This is a genomic window from Mesorhizobium quangtriensis (assembly GCF_040081925.1).
In the GTDB taxonomy this organism is placed as follows: domain Bacteria; phylum Pseudomonadota; class Alphaproteobacteria; order Rhizobiales; family Rhizobiaceae; genus Mesorhizobium_K; species Mesorhizobium_K quangtriensis.
The window spans coordinates 1,238,267-1,265,217 of sequence record NZ_JBEBMF010000001.1 but is presented as its reverse complement, the minus strand read 5'-3'; the positions used below and the strand labels follow the sequence as shown (position 1 = coordinate 1,265,217).

Here is a 26,951-nt window from a genome sequence, read left to right as displayed (position 1 = left end):
TTGCGACTTCGCGGCCGGTTTTTTTGTATCTGAGGCACGTCGATGACTGGCAAGAAGCACACATTGAAGCCCGCAACGCAAATGGTCCATTCCGGCACCCTGCGCTCGCAGCACGGCGAGACTTCGGAAGCGATCTACATGACGCAGGGCTACGTCTACCAGACGGCCGAGGCGGCGGAAGCCCGCTTCAAGGGCGAAGAGCCCGGCTTCATCTATTCGCGCTACGCCAACCCGACCGTCGACATGTTCGAGAAGCGCATGTGCGCGCTGGAGGGCGCGGAGGACGCGCGCGCCACCTCGTCGGGCATGGCCGCCGTTTCGGCCGCGATCCTGTGCAGCCTAAAAGCCGGCGACCACATCGTCGCGGCGCGCGCGCTGTTCGGTTCGTGCCGGTGGGTGATCGAGACGCTCGCCCCGCGCTACGGCATCGAGTCGACGCTGGTCGACGGAACCGACATCGCCAACTGGGAAAAGGCGGTTCGCCCGAACACTAAGCTGTTCTTCCTCGAGAGCCCGACCAACCCGACGCTGGAGGTGATCGACATCGCCGCGGTGGCAGCACTCGCCAATTCGATCGGCGCGCGCGTGGTGGTCGACAATGTGTTTGCCACGCCGCTGCAGCAGAAGCCGCTGGAACTCGGCGCGCACATCGTCGTCTATTCGGCGACCAAGCATATCGATGGCCAGGGACGCTGCCTCGGCGGCATCGTGCTGTCGGACAAGGAGTGGATCGACAAGAACCTGCACGATTATTTCCGCCACACCGGCCCAAGCCTGTCGCCCTTCAATGCCTGGACGCTGCTGAAGGGACTGGAGACACTGCCGGTGCGCGTGCGCCAGCAGACGGAAAGCGCGGCCAAGATCGCAGACTTTCTTGCCGGGCGGCCGGAGATCGCGCGCGTCATCTATCCGGGCCGCGACGACCACCCGCAGGCGGCGCTGGTCAAGAAACAGATGGGCGGCGGCTCGACGCTGATCTGCCTCGAACTGAAGGATGGCAAGAAGAGCGCATTTGCGCTGCAGAACGGGCTGGAGGTCATCAAGATCTCCAACAATCTGGGCGACGCCAAGAGCCTGATCACGCATCCCGCCACGACCACGCACAAGAACCTGACCGACGAAGCGCGGGCGGAACTCGGCATCGGCGGCGGCACGCTACGCCTGTCGGTCGGGCTTGAGGATGCCGACGACCTGATCACGGATTTGGGCGAGGCGTTGGACGCCCTGAGGTAGGGAGAGCGGCTGTCAATACAATCGCCGGTATCGACATTGCGATAAACGACTAAGCAAAATCAGGCTTTAATCCCACGTCTGTTTTCCATCAGTTCGTGTTGGTATTTCGTCTCGATAGATGCAGGACAACAACCGATTGGCTAAATCGCGTATCGTGTACCATTCCGGAATAAGTCGTATCGAATACGACATAGTGACATCGATATTCCTGTAGTCAAAGTAATGCATGCATTGTGGATGAGGACGCAAATTAGATGCGTCGCATTCAATATAGTCCTTGAACACTCCCTCTGAGATCGAGACGAGAAGGAGCTTGTCGCGCCACCGCGCGTCTTTCTCATTCGTAATTTCAAGCAATCCCTGTGTTGAATAGGGGGATGTGGACAGCGGCGGCATGTCAAACGACCAAGGCAATCCAAGGATCCTTCGCGTCATGACTGCTATTACCTTATCCAGATTATAGCGGTCATGAACAGAGAGGCGGAAGGCGGATGGGTTATCGCCACCAAACAGGTTTGGCCTTTTTGTGACTCGCTCCTCGATCGGTGAAGGCGTGCCATCAAGCGTGATGACGAAGCTTTCAGCGCTTCGTCGAAGCTGATCGAGCGCAGATTCAGGCCTTGTGAGGTAGGCGGTAGGATAGACGATACGAATGTCGAATGCCGGGTCCAGAGAAGCCGGAGGCGTGTCTCGCGGTCCTTCGTCGGTAATGATGGCCTCGGAGAAAAGGCCAGACTTTGAGAAGTCTTCGCAATCGTCGTCGGCCACAGCGCCGGTCGCTGTGAACAGCACCAGCGGCAAGACGACTAAACCGCCACGTAATACCACCGCAACCTCACCCAGATGACACGCCAGACAGCAAGTCGTCACGTACTCCATCACCGTTAACGTAAAGTCGGCGAGACAGACCTCCAAGCAAATCCCATCGCGTTGCGGACGGTGGCTTCATCCGCTTGGTCGAGGACGACACGCGTCCAACCCTTCAGACCCCACGATCCCTTGACGGGTTCGAACTGGGCGGGCGCGGTTTCCATCAGAAGCTGCTGCTGGTCCGGCGACAGCTTGAGCACCGCGCGGCCATCGGCCTCGCGTAGAGTGGCGAATATCTTGCCGCGCACGCGAAAGTCGGTGACGTCGAAATGGCCTGACACCACTGCCTCGGGGAAGGTCAATGCAAGCCGGCGAAACTCTTCCTGCAGCATGCTCCCAGCTCCTGCGGCGTCAGATCGCCTTGCGAAAATCACATTCGCCGGACAGATAGACTGACAAATGTGACCTGCGTCACGCCCGGAGCCGCTTCATGTACAGCGCCGTCACGCGCAACATCGCCGTCAACGTAGAGCCGTTCTACCTCGAGGACCAGTCCGAGCCGGCGGAGAGCCGCTATGTCTGGGCGTACCGCATCACGATCGACAACCAGTCGGACGAATGGGTGAAACTGCTGGCACGATACTGGCAGATCACGGACGGGGGTGGCCGCGTCGAGGAAGTGAGCGGCGAAGGTGTGGTCGGCGACCAGCCGGAGCTCGACCCCGGCGACAGCTACCAGTACACCTCAGGCTGCCCGCTTTCGACGCCATCCGGCTTCATGGTCGGACGCTATACGATGCAAAACGGCAAGGGCGAGATGTTCGAGATCGACATCCCGGCCTTTTCACTCGATCTGCCGAGCGGCAAACGCAGCCTGAACTGAGGACATGTTATGACGGATTCGACGCTCGACAAGGAAGGCGGCTGTCGCTGCGGCCGTGTGCGCCTCAAGGTGACGAAGCCGCCGTTTCTCACCATGGCGTGCCATTGCAAGGGCTGCCAGAATATGAGCTCCAGCGCATTCTCGCTAAGCGCGGCGATCCCGTCCGACGGGTTCGAGGTGACCGAGGGCGAGCCTGTCATCGGCGGTCTGCACGGCGCGTCAAAACACTATTTCTGCGGCTGGTGCATGACGTGGATGTTTACGCGGCCGGAGGGCATCGACTGGTTCGTGAACCTGCGCCCCACCATGCTGGACGATGCGGCTTGGTCGACGCCGTTCATGGAGACGTGGACGAGCGAGAAGCTGGCGTGGGCAACAACGGCCGCGGTGCATTCCTACGAGGCGCTGCCGCCGATGGACGCCTATGAAGCGCTGATGAAGGAATTTGCTGAGTGGGAGGCAGGGTGAAGCATCCCCTCTGCGTCTCAGTCCTGAGGACCGAGCCACCTCTCCCCCTGCCCGGGGGAGAGGATACGCCAATCGCGAAGATCAGTTCGCCTTGAAGAATTCGGCCGCATCGAATTCGTAGGACTTCGAGCAGAATTCGCAGGCGACGGATATCTTGCCGTCTTCTGTCGACTCGACGATTTCCTCGGCGGAAAAGCCCTCGAGGATGCCACGAATGCGCTCGCGCGAGCAGGAGCATTCGTCGGCGACCGGCGTGCCCGGGAAGACGCGCACGCCATGCTCGTGGAACAGGCGATAGAGCAGCCGCTCCGGCTCGATGGTCGGGTCGATCAGCTCGGCCGGCTCGATGGTGGAGGCAAGCGCCTGCACCTCGCGCCAGGCGTCATCCACCTGCTCCTCGACATCGGGCGCGCCGTCACCGCCGTGCAGATCGCCGGTGCGCATGCGCTCGGGCGATTCCGGCAGGAACTGCGCGATGAGCCCGCCTGCGCGCCAGACCTCGCCCTGCCCAGGGCGCACAAGCCGAGCAACCTGCAACCTGATCTCCGTCGGGATCTGCTCCGACTGGCGGAAATAGGTATGCGCGGCCTCCTGCAACGTGGTGCCGTTCAGCTCGACGATACCCTGGTAGCGCTGCGTATACTCGCCCTGGTCTATGGTAAGCGCCAGCACGCCGTTGCCGAGCAGCGTCTCGCTGCCGGTTTCGCCGGCCGCGACAAGCGCCTCCAGCCGGTCGGCGTCGAAACGCGCATAGGCGCGCAGCGAGCCTGGCGTGCTGAAATCGGCGACAAGCATGTCGACCGGACCGTCGGTGCGGGTCTGCAGGATGAACTTGCCCTCGAACTTCAGCGACGAGCCGAGAAGCACGGCGACCAGCGCCGCTTCCGCGAGAAGGCGGGCGACCGGTTCGGGATAATCGTGGCGCCCTAGGATCGAATCGAGCAGCGGCCCGAGCGCGACCACGCGGCCGCGCGCATCGAGCGGGCCGACCTCGAAAGGGATGACATGGTCGTCGCCGGCAAAGCCGAAGTCGCCAAGTCTCTTGCTCTCATCGTTCTGGTTATTGGGCACGTTCGCAGTTTCCAACATGACACGTCTCCAGCGCCGGCGGATGCCGCCATCGTGGAAGCACGCGCACTACGCCCTGATCTTTGGGGATACGCGGGAGATAGGCATCACAGCCTGCATGTTCAAGCGGGGTCGATCAAGCGCCAAGACACCACGCCAGCACGGCCTTCTGCGCATGCAGGCGGTTCTCGGCCTCGTCGAAGACCACCGAATGCGGTCCGTCGATGACCTCGTCGGTGACCTCCTCGCCACGGTGCGCGGGCAGGCAATGCATGAACAGCGCGTCGGGCTTCGCCTTCGCCATCAGCGCGGCGTTGACCTGATAGGCGCCGAACACATTGTGGCCGCGCGCGCGATGCTCCTGGTTCATCGACACCCAGCAGTCGGTGACGACGCAGTCTGCGTCGCGAACCGCCGCCTCGGCCGACTGGCCAAGCTCCACAGATCCGCCATTGGCGCGCGACCAGTCTACATAGCGCTCCTGCGGCTCGCTGCCTTCCGGCGTGGCGATGCGCAGGTTGAAGGAGAAGCGCGCGGACGCCTCCATCAGCGAATGCAGGACGTTGTTGCCGTCGCCGGTCCAGGCGAAGGTCTTGCCGGCGACCGGGCCGCGATGTTCCTCGAAGGTCAGCACGTCGGCCATGATCTGGCAGGGATGCGTGTCATCGGTCAGTCCGTTGATGACGGGAACCGTGGCATGCTCCGTCAGTTCAAGCAGGCGCGCATGGTCTGTGGTGCGGATCATGATGGCATCGACGTAACGCGACAGCACCTTGGCGGTGTCGGCGATGGTCTCGGAGCGGCCGAGCTGCATTTCGGTGCCGGTGAGCATGATGGTCTCGCCGCCGAGCTGGCGCATGCCGACATCGAAGGAAACGCGCGTGCGGGTCGATGGCTTGTCGAAGATCATGGCGAGCACCTTGCCGTCGAGCGGCCTGGAGCGCTCGCCCGCCTTGAGCCGCGCCTTGCGGGCGGCGGCGTCGTCGAGCATGCCGCGCAAAGTGGTTGCGGGAATCGCGGAAAGATCGGTGAAATGACGGATCGCTGACATCTGGAAACCGCTCAGGCCGAAACGGGAGACGAGACCGCGCGAGCGCCGGCGCGGATGCGCTCCAGCCCCTCGCGGATGTCCTCGTCTGTGATGTTGAGCGCCGGGATCAGCCGCACGACATTGTCGCCGGCCGGCACCGCCAGCAGCTTCTGCTCGCGCAGCGCGGCGTTGAAGGTGGCGTTCGGCACCTTGCACTTGACGCCGAGCATGAGCCCCGTGCCGCGGATCTCTTCGATGACATCAGGGAACTCGTCGGCGATGCCGGCAAGTCCCTGCTTGAGCAGGAGCGCCTTGCGGCTGACCTCGTCGAGAAAGTCGTCGGCAAGGATGACGTCGAGCACGGCGTTGCCGACGGCCATCGCCAGCGGGCTGCCGCCGAAGGTGGTGCCGTGGATGCCCGGCACCATGCCGCTCGCCGCGTTCTCGGTGGCCAGTACCGCCGCCATCGGGAAGCCGCCGCCAATGCCCTTGGCGACCGCCATAATATCAGGGGTGACGCCCGCCCACTCATGCGCAAAAAACTTGCCGGTCCGGCCGACGCCGCATTGGATCTCGTCGAAGATCAGCAGGAGGCCATGCTTGTCGCACAGTTCGCGCAGGCGGCGCAGCGACTGCGCGGGGAACGGGCGGATACCGCCCTCGCCCTGCACCGGCTCGAGCATGATGGCCGCCGTCTGCGGGCCGATCATTTTCTCGACGGCATCGATGTCGTCGAAGGGAACCTGGTCGAAGCCGTCGGCCTTGGGGCCAAAGCCTTCCAGATATTTCGCCTGTCCGCCGGCGGCGATGGTCGCAAGCGTACGGCCGTGGAACGCGCCTTCGAAGGTGATGGTGCGGAACCGCTCGGGCTGCCCGTTGGCGTAGTGATAGCGACGGGCGGTCTTGATGGAGCCCTCGATGGCCTCAGCGCCGGAATTGGTGAAGAAAACCTTGTCGGCGAAAGTCGCGGCGACGAGCCGCTCGGCAAGGCGCGCCTGGCCGGGTATCTGGTAGAGGTTGGACAGATGCCAGAGCTTGCCGGCCTGCTCGATCAGCGCAGCACCGAGATGCGGGTGCGTGTAGCCCAGCGAATTGACCGCGATGCCGGCGCCGAAATCGAGATATCGCTCGCCGCTGTCCGAAACCAGCCAGCTGCCCTCGCCCCGATCGAAAGTCAGGGGCGCCCGCGCGTAGGTATCGAAAAGCGCCGAACCGCTCATTATATATGTCTCCGGAACCGCACCCGGGCATCGGCTTTCGAGCTTGCGGGCGGGGCCAAAAATCAAAAAAGCCGCCCAAGCGGCGGCCGACTGGAGCCATATTGTGGGTTTCGGCGGTGAAGTCAAGAAAACGCGCGTGCGAAGCCGCGCCACCAACTTATCCCCGCTGGTCCGAAGCAGGCGGCGGGCAAGTTGGGGAAAACCGAAAAAACCGATTCGTGTTGCATCCGGGACTCTTGTCACCGAGTCAGCCGATAGGGTAATTTGAAGCCAACAAAAAACTACATCTCGTGCGGCAAAGCTAATCCTCAGCGTATATGTGGTGTCGAGCCCGGCAGTGCCGGGACGTTGATGGATTCCGGATTCCGCTGGAGGCGACATGGAGCAAACAGCCATGAACTGGACGGACGAACGCGTCGAACTTCTGCGTAAACTGTGGTCAGAGGGTCTGAGCGCCAGTCAGATCGCCGCACAGCTCGGCTCGGTCACGCGCAACGCGGTCATCGGCAAGGTGCACCGCCTGAAGCTGTCCAGCCGCGGCCGCACCACGGCGGCGCCGGCGCGGCAGAAGAAAGCCACCACTGGCAGCGTCGCAACGAAAAGTGTGACCCGCAGCACGACCGTTACGCGGACGGTCACGATCGGCGCCACTGCTCTGCAGACGCAGTTCGATGCCGAACCGGTTGCTCGCTACCAGGTGCGCCCAACGGAAAACGTGGTGGTTCCGATCTCGCGTCGCCTGCAACTCGTGCAGCTTTCCGAGCGCACCTGCAAATGGCCGAACGGCGACCCGCTGACCGAGGACTTCTCTTTCTGCGGCAACGACGCCGCCGAAAGCGGACCGTATTGCGGTTATCATTCCCGCATCGCGTTCCAGCCAGCAACCGAGCGGCGGCGCAATCGCTGATCTTTGCCGAGCCGGCTCAACGCCGTCACCCGTATCCAGTCCAGTCGAATAGACATCGGGCAGCCCCGGAAATCGATCCGCTGGTTCGCGCTGTCAGGCCACGCGTCAGCGTAGGCCCACGTCAAGGACGCGGGGCGTCATTCGGTGGGCAGACCCACGGTGTGGCTCGTGTCTTCTTTGGGTCGCTCGATCGGCATCTGCTCGCCGGTGACTACGTAATAAACGGTCTCGGCGATGTTAGTCGCGTGGTCACCGATGCGCTCGATGTTCTTGGCGCAGAACAGGAGATGCGTGCAGGGCGTGATGTTGCGCGGATCTTCCATCATGTAGGTGAGCAACTCGCGAAACAGCGAGGTGTACATGGCGTCGATCTGGTCGTCTCGGTCGCGCATGAAGGCGAGCCGGTCGACCGAACGCGACGCATAGACGTCCAGCACTTCCTTGAGCTGCGTCAGCGCGAGTTCGGCCAGCGCCTGCAGGCCGCGAAAGAGGCTCAGCGGCTGGCGTCCCTCGGTGACCGCCACGACGCGCTTGGCGATGTTTTTGCCGAGATCGCCGACCCGCTCCAGATCTGCCGATATGCGGATTGCCCCGACCACCTGGCGCAAATCGTCGGCCATCGGCTGGCGCTTGGCAATGAGCAGGATCGCCTTGTCGTCGATCTCGCGCTGGGTCTCGTCGAGGAACACGTCGTCTGAGATAACCTTGCGCGCCAGCCCCGCATCCGCATTGACGAGCGCCAGGACGGACTGGTCGACCATACGCTCGGCGTGCCCGCCCATCGCGGCGAGGCGGTTGTCGAGATATTTCAGATCCTCGTCGTAGGATCGGACGATATGCGTGTTCATTGCGGCACGGCGACTCAAACTGGGCAGCTCGGACGTTGACCTGCTATCCTAGGCCAAGCCGATGACAGAAAAAAGAAGCATACACCGCCTGCGGACCTGATTGAAACGACACAACGCTCTGCGGAGCCCGGTTTTCCCGTGAATGCATAAGAAACCCGCGCGACGAGAGCATCGCCCCCTTGACGACGGCTGCCGGTTTTTGCCACTCGAAGATGATCAGGGAGGACTCCATGAACAGGATCGATCTGGACGGGCAGGTTGCCGTCGTAACGGGGGGCGCGCAGGGCATCGGTTTTGCCATTGCCCGACGGCTGCTGGCGTCGGGCGCCAAGGTGAGCCTCTGGGACTTCAACGCCGACGCGCTTGCCGCCGCGACATCGGCACTGGGCGATGGCTCCTCGGCCAAGCAGGTCGATATCACCGATCTGGAAGCGCTGAAGCGGGTGCATGCTGAAACGGAGGCGGAGGTCGGCCCCGTTTCCATTTTGGTGAATTCGGCCGGTATCGCCGGTAAAAATGCGACGCTGGAGGACTACGATCCCGACGAGTGGCGCCGTGTGGTGGAGATCAATCTCAACGGCACCTTCTACGTGAACAAGGTGGCGATCCCGTCGATGAAGGCGCGCAACTACGGGCGCATCGTCAACATCTCGTCGGTCGCCGGCAAGGAGGGCAACCCGAACCTTTCCGCCTATTCCGCCGCCAAGGCCGGCGTGCTCGGCCTGACGAAGTCGCTCGGCAAGGAACTCGCCAAATACAACATCGCCGTGAACGCGGTTACGCCCGCCACCGCCAACACGCGCATCCTCGAGACGCTGACCAAGGAATTCATCGACTACATGCTGGTGCGCATCCCGCGCGGCCGCTTCCTCGAAGTTGATGAAGCCGCCTCGATGATCGCCTGGCTGGTCAGCCAGGAAAACAGCTTCACGACGGCTTCCGTCTTCGACCTGTCGGGCGGCCGCACGACCTATTGATCGCGCGACCACCCGCAACGCCTATTTTTCGCGGTAGAAGATCATGCCGCCGTGGTGCAGGACGTCCTCTTCCGTGAAGGTGCCATCGGCGGTGAAGCCGGTGTCGTCCCAGTAGAAGATTTCGTTACCGCGCACCTCGTACCGGCCCTGATAGGCGCTTTGCCTCTCGCCACGCGCCTCGTCGTAGCGGCCGCTGGCCAGGAGTTCCTGCCGGATACGGCCGTCGCCGGTGACCCACATGCCGACATAGGGATGCTGGGTGACGTTGGCCTCCGCAGTCGCTTCGGACGTATCCGAAGCGTGGCTCGTGCCCCCGCCATCGGCGGCAAAGCTTGCGGCGGCGAAGAGGGCTGCTCCGAGAAGTGTCTTCTGCATGTCATGTCTCCAAAGGTTTTGAGACGCGACTGCCATCGGCAGCCGCGCTAGTGATTGCGTTACGAAGGGTCGCGCCCGAGGGCTCGATCGAAAGCTCGCAGGTCCAGGAAGGCATCGACGTTCGCAGCCTTCCCGTCCCGCATCTCGAAGATCCACGCGTAGGTGTTCCGGTAGGGCTCGCCGCCCTGCATCAGGCCTTCGCCTTCCCAGAAGATGATGACATGCTCGCCATCCGCCCAGATGTCGGTGCTGGTCGGGCGCAGCGGGACTTCGAGGCGTTCTGCGAGGGGGCGCGCGGCGCGCTCCACGAGATCCTCAAGGCCGCGATATTCTCCGGCGCTGGGGCCGGAGCCGCGGACTGTCCAGACGACGTCCTCGTGCAGCACGTCCTGGAAGAATGTCGTGCCACCAGCGGCCCACCTGTCGAAGGCCTCCGTCACAACCTTCCTGTTCGAGGCCTCGTCGTCCATTGTGCCGGAATTCGCCGAGACCTGCGTGGCCGCGACACAGCCAATGGCCATCGCAACGATGCCCGCGGCATAGATTTTCCTGGCGCTCATGATGTTTTCCTTTCATTGGGTTCAGCCACCCGCCCAAGCCTGAAATTCAGTGCGGCGAACGTGTCGGACGGACGACGATCTCGTTCACATCGACATCTTCCGGCTGCTCGATCGCGTAGCGAACTGCCCGGCCGATGGCGTCAGGCTTCAACGCGATGGCGCGGAAGGACTTCATGGCCTCCGCCGCGACCGGGTCGGTGATGGTGTCGGCAAGCTCGCTCTCGACGACGCCCGGATGAATGCAGGTGACGCGGATTTTGTCGTTCTCCTGCCGCAGCCCGTCGGAGATCGCACGCACCGCATATTTGGTGGCGCAATAGACTGCGGCGGTGGGCGAAACCGCGAGCGCACCGATGGAGGCGATGTTGATGATGTGGCCAGAGCCGCGCGCGGTCATCTCGGGAAGAACGGCCGCGATGCCGTAGAGGACGCCATTGATGTTGACGTCGATCATGCGGTCCCACTCATCGACCTTCAGCGAGGACATGAGCGAGAGCGGCATGACGCCGGCATTGTTGACGATGACGTCCACGCGACCCCAGGCCTGCCGTGCGGCATCGGCGAAGGCGGCCGTGTCTGCGCGGTCAGTGACGTCGAGGCGGCGAGCGATCGCCTGACCGCCGAGTTTTTCGATGTCCTCGGCGAGCCCCTCCAACCTGTCGGTGCGGCGAGCCCCGAGCATGAGCTTTGCGCCGGCCGCGCCGAGTTCGCGGGCAATGCCCGCGCCGATGCCACTGGATGCGCCGGTTATGAGAACGATTTTGTCCATCTTGATCTCCGTTGCTTGATCGGCGTTCGCCAAGTGTGGGAACGGCGACGCCGACGATTGCAACGAAGGTATGCCTGGGGCATTGTCGTGATAAGTTGCCTGCTCGTGACCAATCTGGAAAGATTTTCTAACCAATGTCACCCGACCTGAACGCCTTGGCAGTCTTCGCGCTCGTCGCCGAAGAACGTAACTTCCGCGCGGCGGCCGACCGTCTCGGTGTGACGCGCTCGGCCGTGAGCCAGACCATTAGGCGGCTGGAGCAGGACCTCGCGAGCGAGCTGCTGCAACGCACGACGCGAAGCGTGAACCTCACCGAGGCCGGCGAACGCCTGTATGCAGGGATCGCACCGGCGATTGCCGATATGAGGACCGCGTACGAGGCGGCGGGAAATCTCGACGGGGAACCGACCGGCCAGTTGAGGCTGGCGGTGTCATCGATTGCCGAGCAGTTTCTCGCCGGACCAATGCTGGCCGCTTTTTCACAGGCGTATCCAAGAATCCAGGTCGACATCGTCGTGACCGACGACGAGTTCGACATCGTCAGGGCGGGCTACGACGCGGGCGTTCGGCTCGGCGAGGTGATCGAGCAGGACATGATCGCGGTTCCCGCATCAGGCGACCAGCGGCAGATCGTCGTCTGCTCGCCAGCCTATGTCGAGCGCCACGGAGCGCCCACGCATCCACGCGAACTGTCCGGCCACCGCTGCATCGGATGGCGACGGGAGCCCGGCATCGCGCCCTATCGCTGGGAGTTCACCGAGAACGGCCGCGATTTCAGCGTCAACGTGGCGCCTGAAATCACCACCAACGACATGGCCCTCATGATAAAGCTGGCGGTTGCTGGCGCGGGGATCAGCACAGGGCTGGAGGAAAGCTTCATTCCGTGGATCGAGAGCGGCGAACTCGTCGTCATCCTGGAAGCTTTCTCGGCCCCGTTCCCGGGTTTCTATCTCTACTATCCGAGCCGCAAGACGCCGCCCAAGCTGCGGGTCCTCATCGATCATGTGCAACGGTTCAGATGAACCGGACGCCCGTCATCTTGCGGGCAGGTGGACGGTAAAGGCTGCGCCCTCTCCGACGGTGGACTTGATGGTCAGGTGCGCATTGTGGCGGGTCAGGATGTGCTTGACGATCGACAGGCCGAGCCCCGTGCCCTTCTGCGCACGACTGTTGTCGACATCGATACGATAGAAGCGCTCGGTTATGCGCGGAATGTGCTCTTGCGGGATGCCGGGGCCGAAATCGCGGATGGTGACGGCGACCTCGGGTTCCGGCACATCGGTCTTGTCGATCGAGACCACGACCCGGCCACCCGACTGGCCGTATTTGCAGGCATTCTCAACCAGGTTCTCGAACACCTGAAAAAGCTCGTCGCGATCTCCCCTCGCCTCGACGGCCTCATCTGCGAAAGCGCGTTCGATGACGACGCCGGATTCCGCCGCCAAGGGCGACAGGGAATCGATGACGCTCTGCACGATCTGGCGCACGTCGACCGTGGCGCCCGGCGGCAGATAGGGCTTCATCTCCAGCCGTGACAAGGACAGGAGGTCGTCGATCAGGCGCGCCATGCGCTGGGTCTGGTTCTGCATGATCTGCAGGAAATGATCGCGCGCCGCCGCGTCGTTCTTCGCGGGACCGCGCAAGGTTTCCACGAAGCCGGATATCGACGCCAGCGGTGTGCGCAACTCGTGGCTGGCATTGGCGATGAAGTCGGCGCGCATGCGGTCGATGCGGCGCGCCTCGCTCTGGTCCTTGAAGGCCATGACGAAGAGGCCGCTGCCGCGGCCGATCGCGGTCAAGGTGACCTTATAGACGCGCGCGATGGGCACGCGCTCGGCATAGTCCACCACCTCCGACGTGGTTTCGCCGGTGCGGATGCGGTCAATTGCAGACTGCATCTCGGGCGCACGAAACTTCATCAGCAGGGACAGGCCCGGCGCGATGGCACCGAACGCGGCCCGCGCGGCCTCGTTGACCAGCACGGCGGTACCGGCGGCATCGAAGATGATCAGGGGATCGCCGACAGCGGCGGCAAGGCTTTGGGCCGACAGGCCGCCCAGCCCGCCGCCGTCCGCCGCAACGGCACGGTCTGCCCTCGCCTGCCTGCGTGTGCGGCGCGGCGACATAGCGGCCACGACGATGAGGAAGGCGGCAATAGCGGCCGCCAGTTGGACGGGGACGGATGCGACGATGCCCACAACGGCGAGCGCCGCCAGCGCCGCGGCGAGCATCCACCGGTTTGCGGCCAGACGGCCACCCGCAACGCTCAGGAACCGGCGTGTCCGCTCTTCCCGTCTGCCTTTGGCCATCGATTCAATCTGCACCAACGACGGCCCGGAACTTCACTCTGGACCGACCAACCGGCACCCAATAGCATGCCTTGCGTGACAGGACAGAGGGGGATGCCCGTATGGCAGACGACAAGAGCGCCGAACAGCCGAAAGCCACCGGGCCTTTGAAGATCAAGGTAGCGGGCGTTGACCGAGTCTTCGACATCGACAATCCCGTGTTGCCGGACTGGGTCGAGGATAACGCTCTGACCGCGGGCGGCTATCCTTACGACAAACGCCTCAAGCGCGAGGATTACGAGAAGAAGCTGGAACTGCTGCAGACCGAACTCGTGAAGCTGCAGGCGTGGCAGCAGGCGACAGGAGCGCGCGTCCTTATCCTGTTCGAGGGCCGCGACGCCGCCGGCAAGGGCGGCACGATCGGCGCGATGCGCTTCTACATGAACCCGCGCAGCGCCCGCAACGTCGCGCTGACCAAGCCGACCGAGACCGAACGGGGACAGTGGTATTTCCAGCGCTACATCGCTCATTTCCCGACCGCCGGCGAATTCGTGACCTTCGACCGCTCCTGGTACAACCGGGCAGGCGTCGAGCCCGTCATGGGCTTCTGCACGCCGGAGCAGCACAAGAAGTTCCTGAAGGAAACGCCGCGCTTCGAGAAGATGATCGTCGGCGAAGGCATCCATTTCTTCAAGATCTGGCTCAACCTCGGACAGGAAACCCAGCTCAAGCGATTCCACGAGCGGCGTCACAGCCCGCTGACGAACTGGAAGTTCTCGCCGATGGACATCGCCGGCATCACACGCTGGGACGACTACACAAAGATGCGCGACCTCATGATGAAGGAAACGCACACCGACCACGCGCCCTGGACGGTCATCCGCTCGAACGACAAAAGGCGGGCGCGCATCGAGGCGGTGCGCCATGTGCTTCTCGCGCTCGACTATACGGGGCGCGACCTCGACCTTATCGGCAAGCCGGATTCGAAGATCATCGGCTCTGGGCCGAAACAACTGCTCGACTGACGCGGCACCGGCCCCGGTCTGCAGGTCACTGCCGGGGCAAGACCGCCCCGGCGCGCAACGGTCGGTGCGGAGTCTTTTCCCAAAGAAACGGCGTGCGCCATAGCTGCCAGACGGCGCGCCATGCCGCCCAGGACAACATCATCCAGTAGACAGGCGTAAACAGCACGATCTTCCAGAAGCCGAGCTTCTCGCGCAGCTTCAGCACCTGCCAGCCGAGCAGCAGAAAGGAGAGATAACCGCCGGCGACGCTCATGAGATCTATGGCGAGAAGCGTCGATTTCCAGCCTGTGCTCTGTCGCTCCAGAGCGAAATCGATGGCCAGCGCGACGCCTGTCAGCAGCAGGAAAGGGTGCGCGAGCGCCGACATCACCATTCCGGCAAAAAGAATCTGGCCGACGAAAAAGGGCCAGAAGCCGAGTTCGCGCAGGAGGCGCCAGGGGTGGCGCATGTGGACGAGCCAGGTTTGCACCCACCCTTTAAACCAGCGCGTCCGCTGCGGCAGCCATGCGGAAAGATGTTCGGGTGCGGTCTCCCATGTCGGACAGCGTATCGTCTCCGTGCGGTATCCGAAGCGCGCCAGCCGCATGCCGAGGTCGGCGTCCTCGGTGACATTGTAGGGATCCCAACCGCCTGCCTGCTCGATCGCCGCGCGACGGAAGTGATTGGAGGTGCCGCCGAGCGGCACTGGCAACCGCTTGCCTGAGAGCCACGGCAACATGCCGCGAAAGAGCGCCGCGTATTCGAAGGCGAACATGCGGGCCAGAATGCTGGCACCCCTGTTGGCGATCTCGAGGGGCGCCTGCACGCAGGCGACATCGTCCGGCGACTCCAAGAAGGTCTGCCACGCGTGCAGAAGCTGGTTCGGATGCGGATGGTCCTCTGCGTCGTAGAGCGCGACGACCTCGCCGCGCGCGAGAGGCAGCGCATAGGCAAGCGCTTTCGGCTTCGTGCGCGGTTCGGAGGGTGGCACCTCGACGATTTCCATATGGCCGGGCAGCTGAAGCACCCGCAGCGCGCGGAGTGTCTCAGCATCGTCTGCCTCGCAGACCAGCTTGATATCGAGCTTGCTGCGCGGCCATTCGATCCTCTCCAGCGCCGCAACGAGTTCAGGGACTACCTCGGCCTCCCTGTAGAGCGCGACCAGAAGGGAATAGACGGGCATGTTGGCCTGCGGCCGCGGGGGCGGAGCGCTTCGTTTGCGGTCCACGGCGGCGAGCGCAAAAAACCGGAGGCCTATGCAGGCTAGAAAGAATAGCGAAAACACGACATGCATGACAAGCCAGGTGGTGCCGGGCGCAAGCAGCAGAAGCCCCGGAATAGCAACCAGAAGCACACCGACCATGCCGCCTTGCCAGGCATTCGCAACCATACGCGCCGACAGGTAGCTATGGCGGTCGAAGAGGCCCATCGTTGCCTGGCGCAACAGGTCTGGCCGGAGGAAATCGAGAAGTGCTGCACGAAGAGTGTCGGGAGCAACAAGCTTGATCTTGCGCGCGATCTCGGCTGAACCTTCGAGGCGACTACGCAACGCAGAAATCTCGATGCCCTGCGGCGCAAGCAGATAGCCGACAACGCCATCGGCCCCGATATATCCAACCGGATGATGCCATCGCTGCCCAGCGAGCAGGGCCATCGCAGCTTCACGCGATATGACGAGACGATCCGGATCGACCTCGTCTTCCCAGGTCAGGCCGAGATTCTCAGCTAGGGCGCGGCACAGTTGCTGCCCGTCGACCAACTCGCTGGCCATAAGCTCGGCCAGAAAATCGGTTCCGTTGCGGGACGAGAGGCGCGCAAGTTCGATCGCGGCGTCAGGGGATATGCGCAGACGCTGGAGTACAGGCAACCAATCCCGCGTCTTCGGATAAAGACGCTGAACGAGATCGAAACCACCACGCGGGCCATCGCGTCGCGGCTGCTCGAGCGACGAGAATGACCCTTCGAACGGCCTATCACGCGGAACCGCTGCATCGCGAAGATGCAGCGGTTCATGCAACATTATGCCTCACGCCGACGCCCCCATCAGCTTGCTGCACGGACCACTTTTACACGTTGGACTTTTGCCTAAGCTGCCCAGCCAAGTAGAACGTATTATAGATTTAATAGAAGACAAGCTCTGGTTGCAAGTCAATATCTGTCAGGAAATTGATGCTCCGGGAGAGCTTCTATCGCGGAGGAAGATTGGCGGCTCTTATATGACGAAACAGGGCGGGTCGAAGGGCCGCCCCGCGCCGATACAAGCTCTCGTCAGTGGAGGACAAGACGGCCGTTCGGCCTTTTCCTCAGGCCGCCAGTCTGGCGATTCTGGCGAGGCGACGAAGGGTGGTGTCGTCCTGCAGCGCCCTGTGGAAGAGCGATATCTCCTCGTCGATGCGGTCGCAGAGTTGGCTGCCGTCGCCGCGCAGCAACGCGCGCGTCTGCCGTAGTGCCTCGACCGGCTTCTTGGCGAGTTGGCGCGCCCGCGCGAAGGTGCGCTCCTCGGCGTCCCCATCCGAGATCTCCGAAACGAGCCCGAGAGCGTTCGCTTCCGCCGCGGAAAAGGTATCGCCGAGGCAGAAGAAGCGGAACGCCGCACCATAACCCATCCGCTCCGGCGCTAGGATGCTGGTCGCAGCGTCTGGCACCAGCCCGAGGTCCACGAAGGGTACGCGAAACGTGCTCTGGCCGGAGGCGACCACCATGTCGCAGTGGAACAGGATGGTACAGCCCACGCCGACTGCGTCACCATCGACGCAGGCGATGATCGGCTTCGGGAACGTCGCCAGCGTCCGGAACAGGCCCGTTACCGCGTCGATCAAGCCTGCATGCTTGGCCTCATCGAGGAATTCCGACAGGTCGCCTCCAAGGCAGAAGCAGCCTGCAAGGCCGCGCAGGACGACAACACGCACCTCATTGTCATCTGCCCCGCTCTGCAGGGTCGCTGCCAGCCGCTCATAGGCTTTTCGGTCGAGCAAAGGACGCCCGTCGTCGGCGACGACGGTGATCGTCAGGATGTGGTTGCGGAATTCCGTTTGGGGTCTGATGGACGTTGGTCCGGTCGCGTCTACGGGAAAGCCCTGTGACATCGTCATGACGCTTGCCTCTGGCCAAGGAGGTCAGGGTAGCCCCGGGACAGCACGGGCGCGTGGTGCGCACGCCTTGTCCGGACCACATCGAGCGTGTTCTCGTTGAAGGTCAGCAGCGTCGCAACGACCTGCTGACGGCCGTAGGTCCGCTGATAGCCGAGCGGCCGCGCCAGGAAGTGCAGTTGCAGCGCGCGCAACACCCACATCGGCTCGAACTCGATGATGACCTTGTTGATACCCCGCGGCAGGCCCCATTCGACGAAGCCGGCGATAAGCTCGGTGCCGACCGTCGAGACGCCACGGCGGCCGTCGCGGTAGTCTCGCGCGACAGCATAGCGCGTCAGCTCCCATACATCCGGACCAGACGGCGGGTCGCCGACATAAAGGTCAGTCAGGACCTCCGTCAGCAGATGAGGCCGCGTCGTCGGCAGCATTCTTTGGTAGCCCGCCACCTCGCCGTTGCGGATGACAATATGATGCACTGCTTCGTCATGATCGAACTGGTCGATCTCGAGCCCATCGTCCCGGTGAAGGTCCGACCAGCCCATCTCCTCCACGAAAATACTATGACGCAGCCGGTGCACCGCCTCCCAGAGATCCGGCCTATGCATCAGTTCTTCGGTGGTCAGTGCAAAAAGCAAATGAAAGTCTCCTTGATTTCTCAAGGCAGACTAGAAAGTCGGTTCCTTATGGGAACTTACCCGATTATTTAGGAATGTAACGATCTACTACTATTTCGCGTGGATCGGTCAAATGTATCCGCGACGTATTGCCTCGGCGACCGCTTGCACACGGTTCACGGCGCCGAGCTTGGTCTTCGCATTGAGCAGGTGCTTCTCCGACGTGTGCTCGGAAATGCCAAGGATCTGGGAAATCTCCCATTCCGACTTTCCGGCCGACGCCCATTTCAGGCACTCCAGCTCACGCGGCGTCAACTCGACATGATCGATGGTCCGCTCGGTGCCTACGTGAAGCTGCATCGCACGACCGACGGCAAAGCCGGAGACCAGCGAGATCATGCCGAACTCGAGACCCGACATCTCGATCTGCTCGCCGCCCAGCGACACCATGACGATCTGGCCGTCGAGCGTGACCAACGGGAACGCAAGCCCGTCCTTGAGCTTGAACTGGCCAGCATCGCCCATGACGACCTCGCCGTCGCGATCGGGCTTCACCTCGTTGGCCGCGTCACGCCATTGAAAAGGCGCCTGCAACTGCTTCATACGGGTGACGATCGGATCGTGATCGACATAGTTGCGCGCGACGTAGCGCTCCAGCCACTCGATCGGCCAGTCGCAAAGAAGGACATGGTCCTTCTGCTTGCCCTTGGGCGTGCCGGGTTGTGGCACGGTGCCGGCCATGAGCGCGGTCAGGCCGAAGGCCGAGGTGACATCAAGCAGCTTCTCGCAGATCGCGCCGGGCGTATCTGCCTGCTGCAGGTCGCTTATATAGGCAAGCGTTCTATCAAAATGTCCCATCGCAACATCCACCCATGTTGCCGAAATCAGCAAGCGCTATCGTAACTGTTTGTGTCGGCCTGTACCATGAACCTTGGATTGCAATATAGCACATTCGGTTGCCAAGCAGTAGAAGGCAACCGATTCCGCGAGGGAAGCCCTGAAAATCCGGTGATCGGTGCAAGACGGGAATGGCGCTCTTTCCCGACGGGGCGCCGCAGGAAAAGCTTTCCCACCGCTGCGTTTCCGACGTAAAGCTGCAAGCGTCCTACCAGAAAGCCCGAACCATACGATGAACCGCAGCGCCATCGCCATCGCATTCCTTGCAGCCGTCTTCCTCGGCTGGAGCCTGCCTGCGGGACGCGCCGACGCGCCGATCTTCTGGGACAACAAGGAGCGCCTGCCCAAGCCCGATCTCAGCACTCTGCCGCGCCTGCGCTTCCTGACGACGACCGATTTCCCTCCCTTCAACTATCTCGATCGCGAGCAACGGCTTTCCGGCTTCCACGTCGATCTCGTCCGGGCGATCTGCACCGAACTCGGCATCTCGGACAAATGCGAAATTCAGGCGATGCCGTGGGAGCAGCTTGGCGACGCCCTGCAGCGTGGTCGCGGCGAGGCAATTATCGCGGGCATCGCGGTGACCGAGGAGGCGCGCGCGAAATATGCGTTCTCCCGCCCATACTTGCAATTTCCGGCCCGCTTCATGATGCCCCGGACAAACGCCACGACGGAGCCGCTTTACGCCAAACTGCAAGGCGAGCGCATCGGCGTGATCGCAGGCTCAGGCCACGAGCAGATGCTTAGGGCCTATTTCCCTGACGTGAAGGTGGTGACCTACACCCGGCAGGAATGGATGTACGATGACCTGAAGGCCGGAAAGCTCGCAGGCGCCTTCGGGGATGGCATGCGCTTTGCCTTCTGGCTCGCCGGCTCCGACGCCAGCGGATGCTGCCGATTCGCCGGCGGGCCGTATCTCGCACCGGAATATCTCGGCACCGGGCTTGCCATCGCAACGGACATCGGCAAACCGGAAATAGCCGCGGCCTTCGACTACGCGCTGCAACAGATCGTGCTCAAGGGTCGTTTCGCCGAACTCTACCTGCGCTACTTTCCGGTCAGCTTTTACTGAGCCTACGCGTCCGCCAAGGATTCAGCCTCTGCTCAAGTCAGGGTGCGGTGGCGTGCCTTGTTTGCCCGCTCGATGGCCGCGACGGTCAGCGGATCGACGGCAAGCTCCTGCCGCAGCACTTGCAGCACGCGCAGTTCCTCCATGCGCATCTCCATGTCCACCGCCGCCACCTCGAAGGCGGCGGCATAGGCAGTCTCGTGGAGATGCAGCGGGATCGCCGCCTGCGCGAGCGCGATCACCTTGCCGAGCCCGCCATCCTCGTGCAGCAGTTGCTGGCAGTCCTGTGCCACCTTCACGAGCTTCCTGTCCTCGAAATCCTCGAAGATCGGCCAAGTGCGCACGACATCGCCGATGCGCGCCAGTTCGACATCGGTCATGTCCCGGTCGGCCGCGGAGGTGATCACCATCAGATAGATCAACGCCTCGTGCGCGGTCGGCTTCTTCTTCGACATGGGAACTCCTTTGCTGGCGCTTCCTACCTAGGCAGCCCTTTTACCGATCGCAATGAAAAAGCCCGGAATCGTTGACGTAATCCTTCCGGTTCCATAGAGCATGCCCGCAAGCTGGCCTTGGAGTCGGCAAGACAATCACGTTTCAGCATCGGACGGACGCCATGGCGGGTTCAGCCAGCATCGAACTCAACCCGGAAATGCTCGCGGCGGCGGCCGAGAGCAAGGCGTGGCCGTTCGAGGAAGCGCGCAAGATCATCGCGCGCTACAAAGGCGGCGACTTTCCGGCGACGGTGCTGCTGGAAACGGGCTACGGACCATCGGGCCTGCCGCATATCGGCACGTTTGGCGAGGTTGCGCGCACGACCATGGTGCGCCACGCCTTTCGGGTGCTGACCGGCGACAAGGTCAAGACCAATCTTCTGTGCTTCTCCGACGACATGGACGGCATGCGCAAGATACCCGACAACGTGCCGGATCGGGCCGCGCTCGAACCCTATCTGCACATGCCGCTCACCGTCGTGCCGAACCCGTTCGGCGGCGACTATGCGAGCTTCGGCCATCACAACAATGCGATGCTGCGCCGGTTCCTCGACACGTTCGGCTTCGACTACGAATTCGCCAGCGCCACGGACTACTACAAGTCGGGTCGCTTCGACGCGATCCTGCGGCGCGTCGCGGAACGCTATGACGACATCATGGCGATCATGCTGCCGACACTCGGCGAAGAGCGTCGCGCAACCTACTCGCCGTTCCTGCCGATCTCGCCGAAGACGGGCCGTGTGCTCTACGTGCCGATGAAGAAGGTGGATGCTGTCAATGCGACGATCACCTTCGACGACGAGCACGGCGAGGAAATCACGCTTCCGGTGACCGGGGGCAAGGTGAAGCTGCAATGGAAGCCGGACTTCGGTGCGCGCTGGGCCGCGCTAGGCGTGGACTTCGAGATGTTCGGCAAGGACCACGGCCCGAACATGGGCGTCTACGACGCTATCTGCAAGGCGCTGGGCGGCCGCCCACCTGAACACTTCGTCTACGAGCTTTTCCTCGACGACAAGGGCGAGAAGATCTCGAAGTCGAAGGGCAACGGACTGACGATTGACGAGTGGCTGACCTATGCGCCGACGGAAAGCCTCGCGCTCTACATGTTCCAGAAGCCACGCACGGCCAAGAAGCTCCACTTCGACGTCATCCCGCGCGCGGTGGACGAGTACTATCAGTTCCTATCCGCCTACAAGCGGCAGGACTGGAAGGAGCGCCTCGGCAATCCGGTATGGCACATCCACAGCGGCAATGTGCCCGATGTCGAACTGCCGGTGACTTTCGCGCTGCTGCTTAACCTTGTCAGCGCCTCAAACGCGCATGACAAGGCGGTGCTGTGGGGCTTCATCTCCCGCCATGCGCCGGGGGTCACGCCTGCGACGCATCCGGAACTGGACCGCCTGACGGACTATGCCATCCGGTACTTCGACGACTTCGTGAAGCCGACCAAGGTGTTTCGCGCACCGGACGCCGTGGAAAGCGAGGCGCTCGCTGCTCTGTCGGCCGCGCTTGGCGCGCTGCCGGCCGACGCCGACGGCGAAGCGATTCAGAACGCCGCGCTCAACGTCGCGCGCCGCATCGAGCGCTACCAGGATCATGCCAAGAAGAGCCCGGAAGGTGGGCCGGGCGTCTCGGTCGCCTTCTTCCAGATGATCTACCAGGTGCTGATCGGACAGGAACGCGGCCCGCGCTTCGGCTCCTTCGCCGCGCTCTATGGAATCGCCGAGACGCGCTCGCTGATCGACAGGGCTCTGGCCGGGCAGTTGGCAGCCTAGGTGCTCACTGCGGCGGCGGCGCCGGCGGAAACGCCAGGCGCGGGTCGGCTGGAGGCTGCGGGTCGACGCCGTCCTCGGTCATGATCGACGGCATGGCAGAAGGGGAGCTGATCGGCACTTCCGGGACGGCGGGGATCGAGGAAGCGTCCGGCGGCGCGCCGAACACGCCCAGTCCGGCGCTGCGGGCCTTCTCGCCAGCCTGAGCGTAAGGGCCATCGGGATCAGCAAGCGCCCAGCCGTTCTCGACCAGCCAGCCGCCGACATCCTGCTTGGCGAGGCGGCACTTTCCGCGCATCACCGCGTTTTCCTGTTCCGCCTCCGGGATCTGGCAGACAAGCGCGCGCCCGCGCAGCCAAGCGCGAAACGCCGCGCGGGCGCGCACGCCGCACGACCATGTCTCGCCGCCATGGCTGCAGGTCTCGTCGGCAGCCATGCTTCTCACGCCCTCGATCGCCACGGTATGGCCGCCGGATTCGAACACGGCGGACTCGATGGCAACCGGCCTGAACAACGGCTTGCCAGCCCAAGGGTTTTTCGGCGCGGGCGGTGGAGGCAAGGCAAGACCCAACTGGCTGAGCGGCTCGCGCGGCGCTTCGCGTTGCAGCCCTTCGGTCTCGAGTTCCGGTGGAGCTACCTGCGCCGGCGCGACGAGACGAGACGCCGCAGTCTCCTGGGCCGCTTGGACCGGATTGGCGTCGACCAGGGTCGCTTGATCAGGAGCGGCCGCGACAGGGTCGGGTTGTTCGGCCACGTTTGGCGGCGGCTCCTCGGCTAACGACTCGGGCAAAGCCAGGTCGGCCGATGTTTCGTCAGGCGATGTTTCGTCAGGCGATGCGAGATCAGGCGATGCCGGTTCGATGGAGACGAACGGATCATCGTCGATGACGAAGTCCTCCGCCTCCAGCTGGGCCACGGCAGGGACTTCCGTTGCCGAACCGGCGAGGAAACGCCCTCCCAGAACGACCAGAAAAGCAGCAAGCGCTAATGCCAAGGCAGGCGGAAGAATGCGCAGCAGCACCGAACCGCCTACTGGCTCGCCCACACGATGCGCGCCAGCCACTCGATCTCGCCTGCGGCCAGCTTGCGGTGCGGGTGATCCGGGTTGAGCGAAAGGAGTTCCACGACGGCGGGCGTTTTCCGTTCGAGCACCTTGGCCATGACTTCTCCGGCTACCGTCTTGACCACGACACGGTCTCCTTTGCGCAGAGGCGCGTTGGGCTGCACGACCAGCTTGTCGCCGTCACGGTAGAGCGGCAGCATGGAATCGCCATGCACCTGAAGCGCGTAAGCGCCCTCCCCGGCCGCGGCTGGAAGCTCGATCAGGTCCCAGCCCTGGCCGGCGGGAAAGCCGGCGTCATCGAAGAAGCCGCCCGTACCAGCCTGCGCGAAACCAATCAGCGGCACCACCGATCTTTGCGGCTGAAGCGAGCGCTGGGCGGCGAACGTCGATTTCTCCTGTATCAACGCGAAGAACTCGTCGAGCGACGAGTCGGTGGCCTCGATGATCTTGGCGAGCGACTCGGTTGAGGGCCAGCGCGGACGACCATCGGACGAGCGGCGTTTCGACTTGTTGAAAGCCGTGGAATCAAGGCCGGCGCGTTTTGCCAGACCAGATGCTGAAAGCGAATTACGCTCGGCCAGAGCGTCTATCGCCGCCCAGACGCGCTCATGCGACAGCATGGCCCGCCCTCCTTGCAGAAGGAAAAAATACCTTTCCTTTCTAATGTCGCTACGCGGGACTGTCCAGCGGCCAGCACGAATAAACGCCGTTATGCGCGATCGCTATCAGCGGTGTTGCTTGGCAAGCACACGCAGCCCGGCATGGGACGCCATAAAGATGCGCTCGGCCTCGCTTGGCTGACGCTGCGTCATCTCCAGCCCGAGTGCGCGAATGACCTCGTCCGACTCTACGAAATGACGTGCGGTGCGATCGTAGACGCCGGCGGTGGTCATGACGAGCGCGGCCGTTTCACCATTTTCATGGACGAAACGATGCCTGCCGATGATCTGCGAACCCTCCCATGTCTCTATGCTCGAGACGACATCGAAACGCTGCCAGAGCTTGATCTCGCGAACGAACACGGTCTGCACGCCACCCAGCATCGGGGCCCAATTGTTCCTGCGCATGAGCGCAAACAGGCCGGACCGGAAGAAGATGTCGACGCGACCAACGTCGGCAAGCATCAGATAGCGCGCGTTGTTGAGATGCCAGTTGAAGTCGATGTCGGTCGGCAGGCAGCGAAACGACAGGCGGCTCTCGCCGCCCGGCTTCCAGGGACCACGACTCCCGGTGGTCGCGGCCATGCGCGCGAACCGCGCCCAGACGTACATGCGCCCGGTCCTACGCCGCCTTGCGTTCGCCCTTCGCGTAAGGATCGAACCGCTGGTAGAAGGTTTCGCCCTTCGCCGCCATTTCGAGCAGCAGCTTCGGCGACTTGAACTCGACGCCGTATTTCTTCTGCAGCACCTTCGCTCCAGCCACGAACTCCGCCGCGCCAACGCCGTCGATGTAGGACAGCACGCCGCCGGTGTAGGGCGCGAAACCGAAGGCGAGGATTGAGCCGACATCGGCCTCGCGCGGGTCGGTAACGATGCCCTCTTCCATGACCCGCGCGGCTTCCAGGGCAATGGTATAAAGGAAGCGCTTCTGAAGCTCCTTAAAATCGACGTCTTCAGGATTCTTCTGCGGATAGAGATCCTTCAGGCCGGGCCAAAGCTTCTTCTTCGCGGGCTTCGCCGGATAATCGTAGAAGCCCTTGCCGTTCTTGCGACCAAGGCGGCCGTGCTTGTCGACAAGCGTGTCGATCAGCTTCACCTGTTCGGGATCGACGGCCTTCTCGCCGAGGTCGCGTATGGTCTGCTTCATGATCTTCTGGGCGAGGTCGACCGCGATCTCGTCGGCCAGCGCCAGCGGGCCGACCGGCATGCCGGCTGCGCGCGCGGCATTCTCGATCATCGGCGCAGGTACGCCCTCGATCAGCATCTTGTAGGCTTCCGACATGTAGCGCAGCACGCAGCGGTTGACGTAGAAGCCGCGCGTGTCGTTGACCACGACCGGCGTCTTCTTAATGGCGCGCACATAGTCGATCGCCACCGCCAGAGCCTCGTCGCCGGTCTTCTTGCCGAGGATCACCTCGACCAGCATCATGCGATCGACCGGCGAGAAGAAATGGATGCCGACGAAGTTCTTCGGCCGAACCGAATTCTTCGCGAGCGACGAGATCGGGATGGTGGAGGTGTTGGACGCGAAGATGGCGGACGATTTCAGCACGGCTTCCGCCTTTTCGGTCGTCGCCTTCTTGACCTCCGAATCCTCGAATACCGCCTCGATAACGAGGTCCGCGCCGTCGAGGTCGGCGTAGTTTGCAGACGGCGTAATAAGCGAGAGCAGTTTCTCCTTGTCCTCGGGCTTGGCACGGCCCTTCTTAACCGCGTCGGAGATTAGGCCTTCCGAATGGGCCTTGCCCTTCTCCGACGCCTCGATGTCGCGATCGATCAGCACGACCGGAATGCCGGCCTTTGCCGTGACATAGGCGATGCCCGCGCCCATGAAGCCTGCGCCGATGACCCCGATCTTGGTGAACTTCGTCTCCGGGACGTCGGCCGGGCGGCGCGCGCCCTTGTTCAGTTCCTGCAGCGAGACGAAGAGCGAGCGGATCATCGCCGCCGCTTCCTTCGACTGCATGATCTCGGTGAAATAGCGCTGTTCGACCCGAAGCGCCGTGTCGAACGGCACGAGCAGCCCTTCATAGACGCATTTCAGGATCGCAGCGGCAGCGGGATAATTGTCCCAGGTCTCGCGGCGCAGGATGGCGATGGCCGGGGGCCAGAGGTTCGCGCCGGCCGCCGAATAGATCGGACCGCCCGGTAGCTTGAAGCCCTTTTCATCCCAGGGCTGGACCGGCTTCAGTCCGTTCTTGATCATCGCCTTGGCGGTCTCGATCAGCTTCGAGGGCTCGGCGATCTCCTGGATGAGGCCCATGGCCTTGGCCTTCTTCGGCGTCAGAGTCTGGCCTGACGTCAGCATCTGCAGCGCCTGCTGCTGATCGGTGAGGCGCGGCACGCGCTGCGTTCCGCCAGCACCGGGGAAGATGCCGACCTTCACCTCGGGCAGCGCCATCTTTACATGATCCGCATCGGCAGCGACGCGGCCGTGGCAGGCCAGCGACAGCTCGAACGCGCCGCCCATGCAGGTGCCGTTGATGGCGGACACCCAGGGCTTTCCTGAGGTCTCGAGCTTGCGCCATAGCCAGCCCATGCGGCCAGCGCCATAGAACAGCATCTTCGTCGCCTTTTGCGGGTCCTTCGCCTTCTCGGCGTGGAAGATGCCCAACATCTTCTGCAGCATGCTGAGGTCGGCGCCGCCGGAAAAGGTTTCCTTGCCCGAGGTGAAGACGGCGCCCTTGATGTCAGCATCGGCGACGACGGCGTCAATAATCGCGTCAATCTCGTCCATCACCTCCTCGGTAAAGACGTTCATGGAACGGTCAGGCATGTCCCAAGTGACGAGCGCGATGCCGTCGGCGTCGGTTTCGACCGTGAAGTTCTTGTAGGTCATGTTCGCATCCTT

General features: G+C 63.0%; 28 protein-coding genes. 9 read left to right on the top strand and 19 right to left on the bottom strand.

Features of this window, described 5'->3' with window-relative positions; genetic code table 11:
• The first annotated feature begins 42 nt into the window (after positions 1-42).
• Entirely contained in the window at positions 43-1,233 is a 1,191-nt protein-coding gene (locus ABMA32_RS06170; protein WP_349012833.1) for an O-succinylhomoserine sulfhydrylase, read from the top strand.
• A gap of 66 nt (positions 1,234-1,299) precedes the next feature.
• Here the strand turns inward: ABMA32_RS06170 and ABMA32_RS06165 are convergent, their stop codons facing one another.
• On the bottom strand, positions 1,300-2,112 hold the full coding sequence (locus ABMA32_RS06165; RefSeq protein ID WP_349012832.1) for a hypothetical protein: 813 nt from the start codon (positions 2,110-2,112) through the stop codon (positions 1,300-1,302).
• A 5-nt stretch (positions 2,113-2,117) separates the two neighbouring features.
• Positions 2,118-2,435, bottom strand: coding sequence for an MmcQ/YjbR family DNA-binding protein (locus tag ABMA32_RS06160; RefSeq protein WP_349012831.1), 318 nt, complete (start codon positions 2,433-2,435; stop codon positions 2,118-2,120).
• A 98-nt stretch (positions 2,436-2,533) separates the two neighbouring features.
• Here ABMA32_RS06160 and apaG point away from each other — a divergent pair, with 98 nt between their 5' ends.
• On the top strand, positions 2,534-2,926 hold the full coding sequence (gene apaG, locus ABMA32_RS06155) for a Co2+/Mg2+ efflux protein ApaG (protein ID WP_349012830.1): 393 nt from the start codon (positions 2,534-2,536) through the stop codon (positions 2,924-2,926).
• A gap of 9 nt (positions 2,927-2,935) precedes the next feature.
• Positions 2,936-3,394 carry a GFA family protein gene (locus ABMA32_RS06150; protein ID WP_349012829.1) on the top strand — a complete coding sequence of 153 codons (459 nt, stop codon included), beginning with the start codon at positions 2,936-2,938 and terminating at the stop codon, positions 3,392-3,394.
• Between the two features lie 81 nt (positions 3,395-3,475).
• Here the strand turns inward: ABMA32_RS06150 and ABMA32_RS06145 are convergent, their stop codons facing one another.
• The 3 genes from ABMA32_RS06145 to ABMA32_RS06135 form a co-directional block, all read right to left on the bottom strand.
• On the bottom strand, positions 3,476-4,483 hold the full coding sequence (locus ABMA32_RS06145; RefSeq protein ID WP_349012828.1) for an Hsp33 family molecular chaperone: 1,008 nt from the start codon (positions 4,481-4,483) through the stop codon (positions 3,476-3,478).
• Positions 4,484-4,598: 115 nt separating this feature from the next.
• On the bottom strand, positions 4,599-5,513 hold the full coding sequence (gene argF, locus ABMA32_RS06140; protein ID WP_349012827.1) for an ornithine carbamoyltransferase: 915 nt from the start codon (positions 5,511-5,513) through the stop codon (positions 4,599-4,601).
• Between the two features lie 11 nt (positions 5,514-5,524).
• A complete protein-coding gene (locus tag ABMA32_RS06135; protein ID WP_349012826.1) occupies positions 5,525-6,712 on the bottom strand; it encodes an aspartate aminotransferase family protein in 1,188 nt (395 codons plus the stop codon).
• A gap of 394 nt (positions 6,713-7,106) precedes the next feature.
• Here ABMA32_RS06135 and ABMA32_RS06130 point away from each other — a divergent pair, with 394 nt between their 5' ends.
• Complete coding sequence (locus ABMA32_RS06130; RefSeq protein ID WP_349013343.1) at positions 7,107-7,619, top strand: GcrA family cell cycle regulator; 513 nt, start codon at positions 7,107-7,109, stop codon at positions 7,617-7,619.
• A 137-nt stretch (positions 7,620-7,756) separates the two neighbouring features.
• On the opposite strand, the gene phoU is transcribed toward ABMA32_RS06130, so the two are convergent.
• On the bottom strand, positions 7,757-8,467 hold the full coding sequence (phoU, locus tag ABMA32_RS06125) for a phosphate signaling complex protein PhoU (protein WP_349012825.1): 711 nt from the start codon (positions 8,465-8,467) through the stop codon (positions 7,757-7,759).
• 230 nt (positions 8,468-8,697) lie between these two features.
• Here phoU and ABMA32_RS06120 point away from each other — a divergent pair, with 230 nt between their 5' ends.
• The gene (locus tag ABMA32_RS06120) at positions 8,698-9,444 is read left to right on the top strand and encodes an SDR family NAD(P)-dependent oxidoreductase (RefSeq protein WP_349012824.1); all 747 of its coding nucleotides are present in this window, start codon (positions 8,698-8,700) and stop codon (positions 9,442-9,444) included.
• Positions 9,445-9,465: 21 nt separating this feature from the next.
• Here the strand turns inward: ABMA32_RS06120 and ABMA32_RS06115 are convergent, their stop codons facing one another.
• The 3 genes from ABMA32_RS06115 to ABMA32_RS06105 are packed head-to-tail and all read right to left on the bottom strand — an operon-like array spanning position 9,466 to position 11,148.
• Positions 9,466-9,819, bottom strand: coding sequence for an Atu4866 domain-containing protein (locus ABMA32_RS06115; RefSeq protein WP_349012823.1), 354 nt, complete (start codon positions 9,817-9,819; stop codon positions 9,466-9,468).
• A 59-nt stretch (positions 9,820-9,878) separates the two neighbouring features.
• The gene (locus ABMA32_RS06110) at positions 9,879-10,379 is read right to left on the bottom strand and encodes a nuclear transport factor 2 family protein (protein WP_349012822.1); all 501 of its coding nucleotides are present in this window, start codon (positions 10,377-10,379) and stop codon (positions 9,879-9,881) included.
• 46 nt (positions 10,380-10,425) lie between these two features.
• Positions 10,426-11,148: an SDR family oxidoreductase gene (locus tag ABMA32_RS06105; RefSeq protein ID WP_425475476.1), complete on the bottom strand. Its 723-nt coding sequence runs from the start codon at positions 11,146-11,148 to the stop codon at positions 10,426-10,428.
• Positions 11,149-11,282: 134 nt separating this feature from the next.
• Here ABMA32_RS06105 and ABMA32_RS06100 point away from each other — a divergent pair, with 134 nt between their 5' ends.
• Complete coding sequence (locus tag ABMA32_RS06100; RefSeq protein WP_349012821.1) at positions 11,283-12,170, top strand: LysR family transcriptional regulator; 888 nt, start codon at positions 11,283-11,285, stop codon at positions 12,168-12,170.
• 12 nt (positions 12,171-12,182) lie between these two features.
• Here ABMA32_RS06100 and ABMA32_RS06095 read toward each other — a convergent pair whose 3' ends face one another.
• A complete protein-coding gene (locus ABMA32_RS06095; RefSeq protein ID WP_349012820.1) occupies positions 12,183-13,457 on the bottom strand; it encodes an ATP-binding protein in 1,275 nt (424 codons plus the stop codon).
• Positions 13,458-13,558: 101 nt separating this feature from the next.
• Between ABMA32_RS06095 and ppk2 the strand changes: the two genes are divergently transcribed.
• Positions 13,559-14,461: a polyphosphate kinase 2 gene (gene ppk2, locus ABMA32_RS06090; RefSeq protein ID WP_349012819.1), complete on the top strand. Its 903-nt coding sequence runs from the start codon at positions 13,559-13,561 to the stop codon at positions 14,459-14,461.
• Positions 14,462-14,486: 25 nt separating this feature from the next.
• Here the strand turns inward: ppk2 and ABMA32_RS06085 are convergent, their stop codons facing one another.
• From ABMA32_RS06085 to ABMA32_RS06070, 4 genes are all read right to left on the bottom strand, one after another.
• Positions 14,487-16,460: a glycosyltransferase family 2 protein gene (locus ABMA32_RS06085; protein ID WP_349012818.1), complete on the bottom strand. Its 1,974-nt coding sequence runs from the start codon at positions 16,458-16,460 to the stop codon at positions 14,487-14,489.
• Positions 16,461-16,743: 283 nt separating this feature from the next.
• Positions 16,744-17,532, bottom strand: coding sequence for an enoyl-CoA hydratase-related protein (locus ABMA32_RS06080; RefSeq protein WP_349012817.1), 789 nt, complete (start codon positions 17,530-17,532; stop codon positions 16,744-16,746).
• Positions 17,529-18,167, bottom strand: a complete 639-nt coding sequence (locus tag ABMA32_RS06075) for an acyl-homoserine-lactone synthase (protein ID WP_349012816.1) — start codon at positions 18,165-18,167, stop codon at positions 17,529-17,531. Before ABMA32_RS06075 ends, ABMA32_RS06080 begins: the two co-directional genes overlap by 4 nt.
• Positions 18,168-18,275: 108 nt before the next feature.
• A complete protein-coding gene (locus ABMA32_RS06070) occupies positions 18,276-19,004 on the bottom strand; it encodes a helix-turn-helix transcriptional regulator (protein WP_349012815.1) in 729 nt (242 codons plus the stop codon).
• Between the two features lie 271 nt (positions 19,005-19,275).
• Here ABMA32_RS06070 and ABMA32_RS06065 point away from each other — a divergent pair, with 271 nt between their 5' ends.
• Positions 19,276-20,115 (top strand): transporter substrate-binding domain-containing protein, encoded by an 840-nt coding sequence (locus tag ABMA32_RS06065; RefSeq protein ID WP_349012814.1) that lies wholly within the window; start codon positions 19,276-19,278, stop codon positions 20,113-20,115.
• Between the two features lie 32 nt (positions 20,116-20,147).
• On the opposite strand, the gene ABMA32_RS06060 is transcribed toward ABMA32_RS06065, so the two are convergent.
• Positions 20,148-20,567, bottom strand: a complete 420-nt coding sequence (locus tag ABMA32_RS06060; RefSeq protein ID WP_349012813.1) for a tellurite resistance TerB family protein — start codon at positions 20,565-20,567, stop codon at positions 20,148-20,150.
• A gap of 161 nt (positions 20,568-20,728) precedes the next feature.
• On the opposite strand from ABMA32_RS06060, the gene ABMA32_RS06055 reads away from it, so the two are divergent.
• Positions 20,729-22,381 (top strand): lysine--tRNA ligase, encoded by a 1,653-nt coding sequence (locus ABMA32_RS06055; RefSeq protein ID WP_349012812.1) that lies wholly within the window; start codon positions 20,729-20,731, stop codon positions 22,379-22,381.
• A gap of 4 nt (positions 22,382-22,385) precedes the next feature.
• Here ABMA32_RS06055 and ABMA32_RS06050 read toward each other — a convergent pair whose 3' ends face one another.
• From ABMA32_RS06050 to ABMA32_RS06035, 4 genes are all read right to left on the bottom strand, one after another.
• Entirely contained in the window at positions 22,386-23,441 is a 1,056-nt protein-coding gene (locus ABMA32_RS06050) for a thermonuclease family protein (RefSeq protein ID WP_349012811.1), read from the bottom strand.
• Positions 23,408-24,061, bottom strand: a complete 654-nt coding sequence (locus ABMA32_RS06045) for a S24 family peptidase (RefSeq protein ID WP_349012810.1) — start codon at positions 24,059-24,061, stop codon at positions 23,408-23,410. The genes ABMA32_RS06050 and ABMA32_RS06045 overlap by 34 nt, the downstream gene beginning before the upstream one ends.
• A gap of 105 nt (positions 24,062-24,166) precedes the next feature.
• A complete protein-coding gene (locus tag ABMA32_RS06040) occupies positions 24,167-24,712 on the bottom strand; it encodes a thioesterase family protein (protein ID WP_349012809.1) in 546 nt (181 codons plus the stop codon).
• A gap of 10 nt (positions 24,713-24,722) precedes the next feature.
• Positions 24,723-26,939: an FAD-dependent oxidoreductase gene (locus ABMA32_RS06035; protein WP_349012808.1), complete on the bottom strand. Its 2,217-nt coding sequence runs from the start codon at positions 26,937-26,939 to the stop codon at positions 24,723-24,725.
• Positions 26,940-26,951 lie beyond the last annotated feature (12 nt).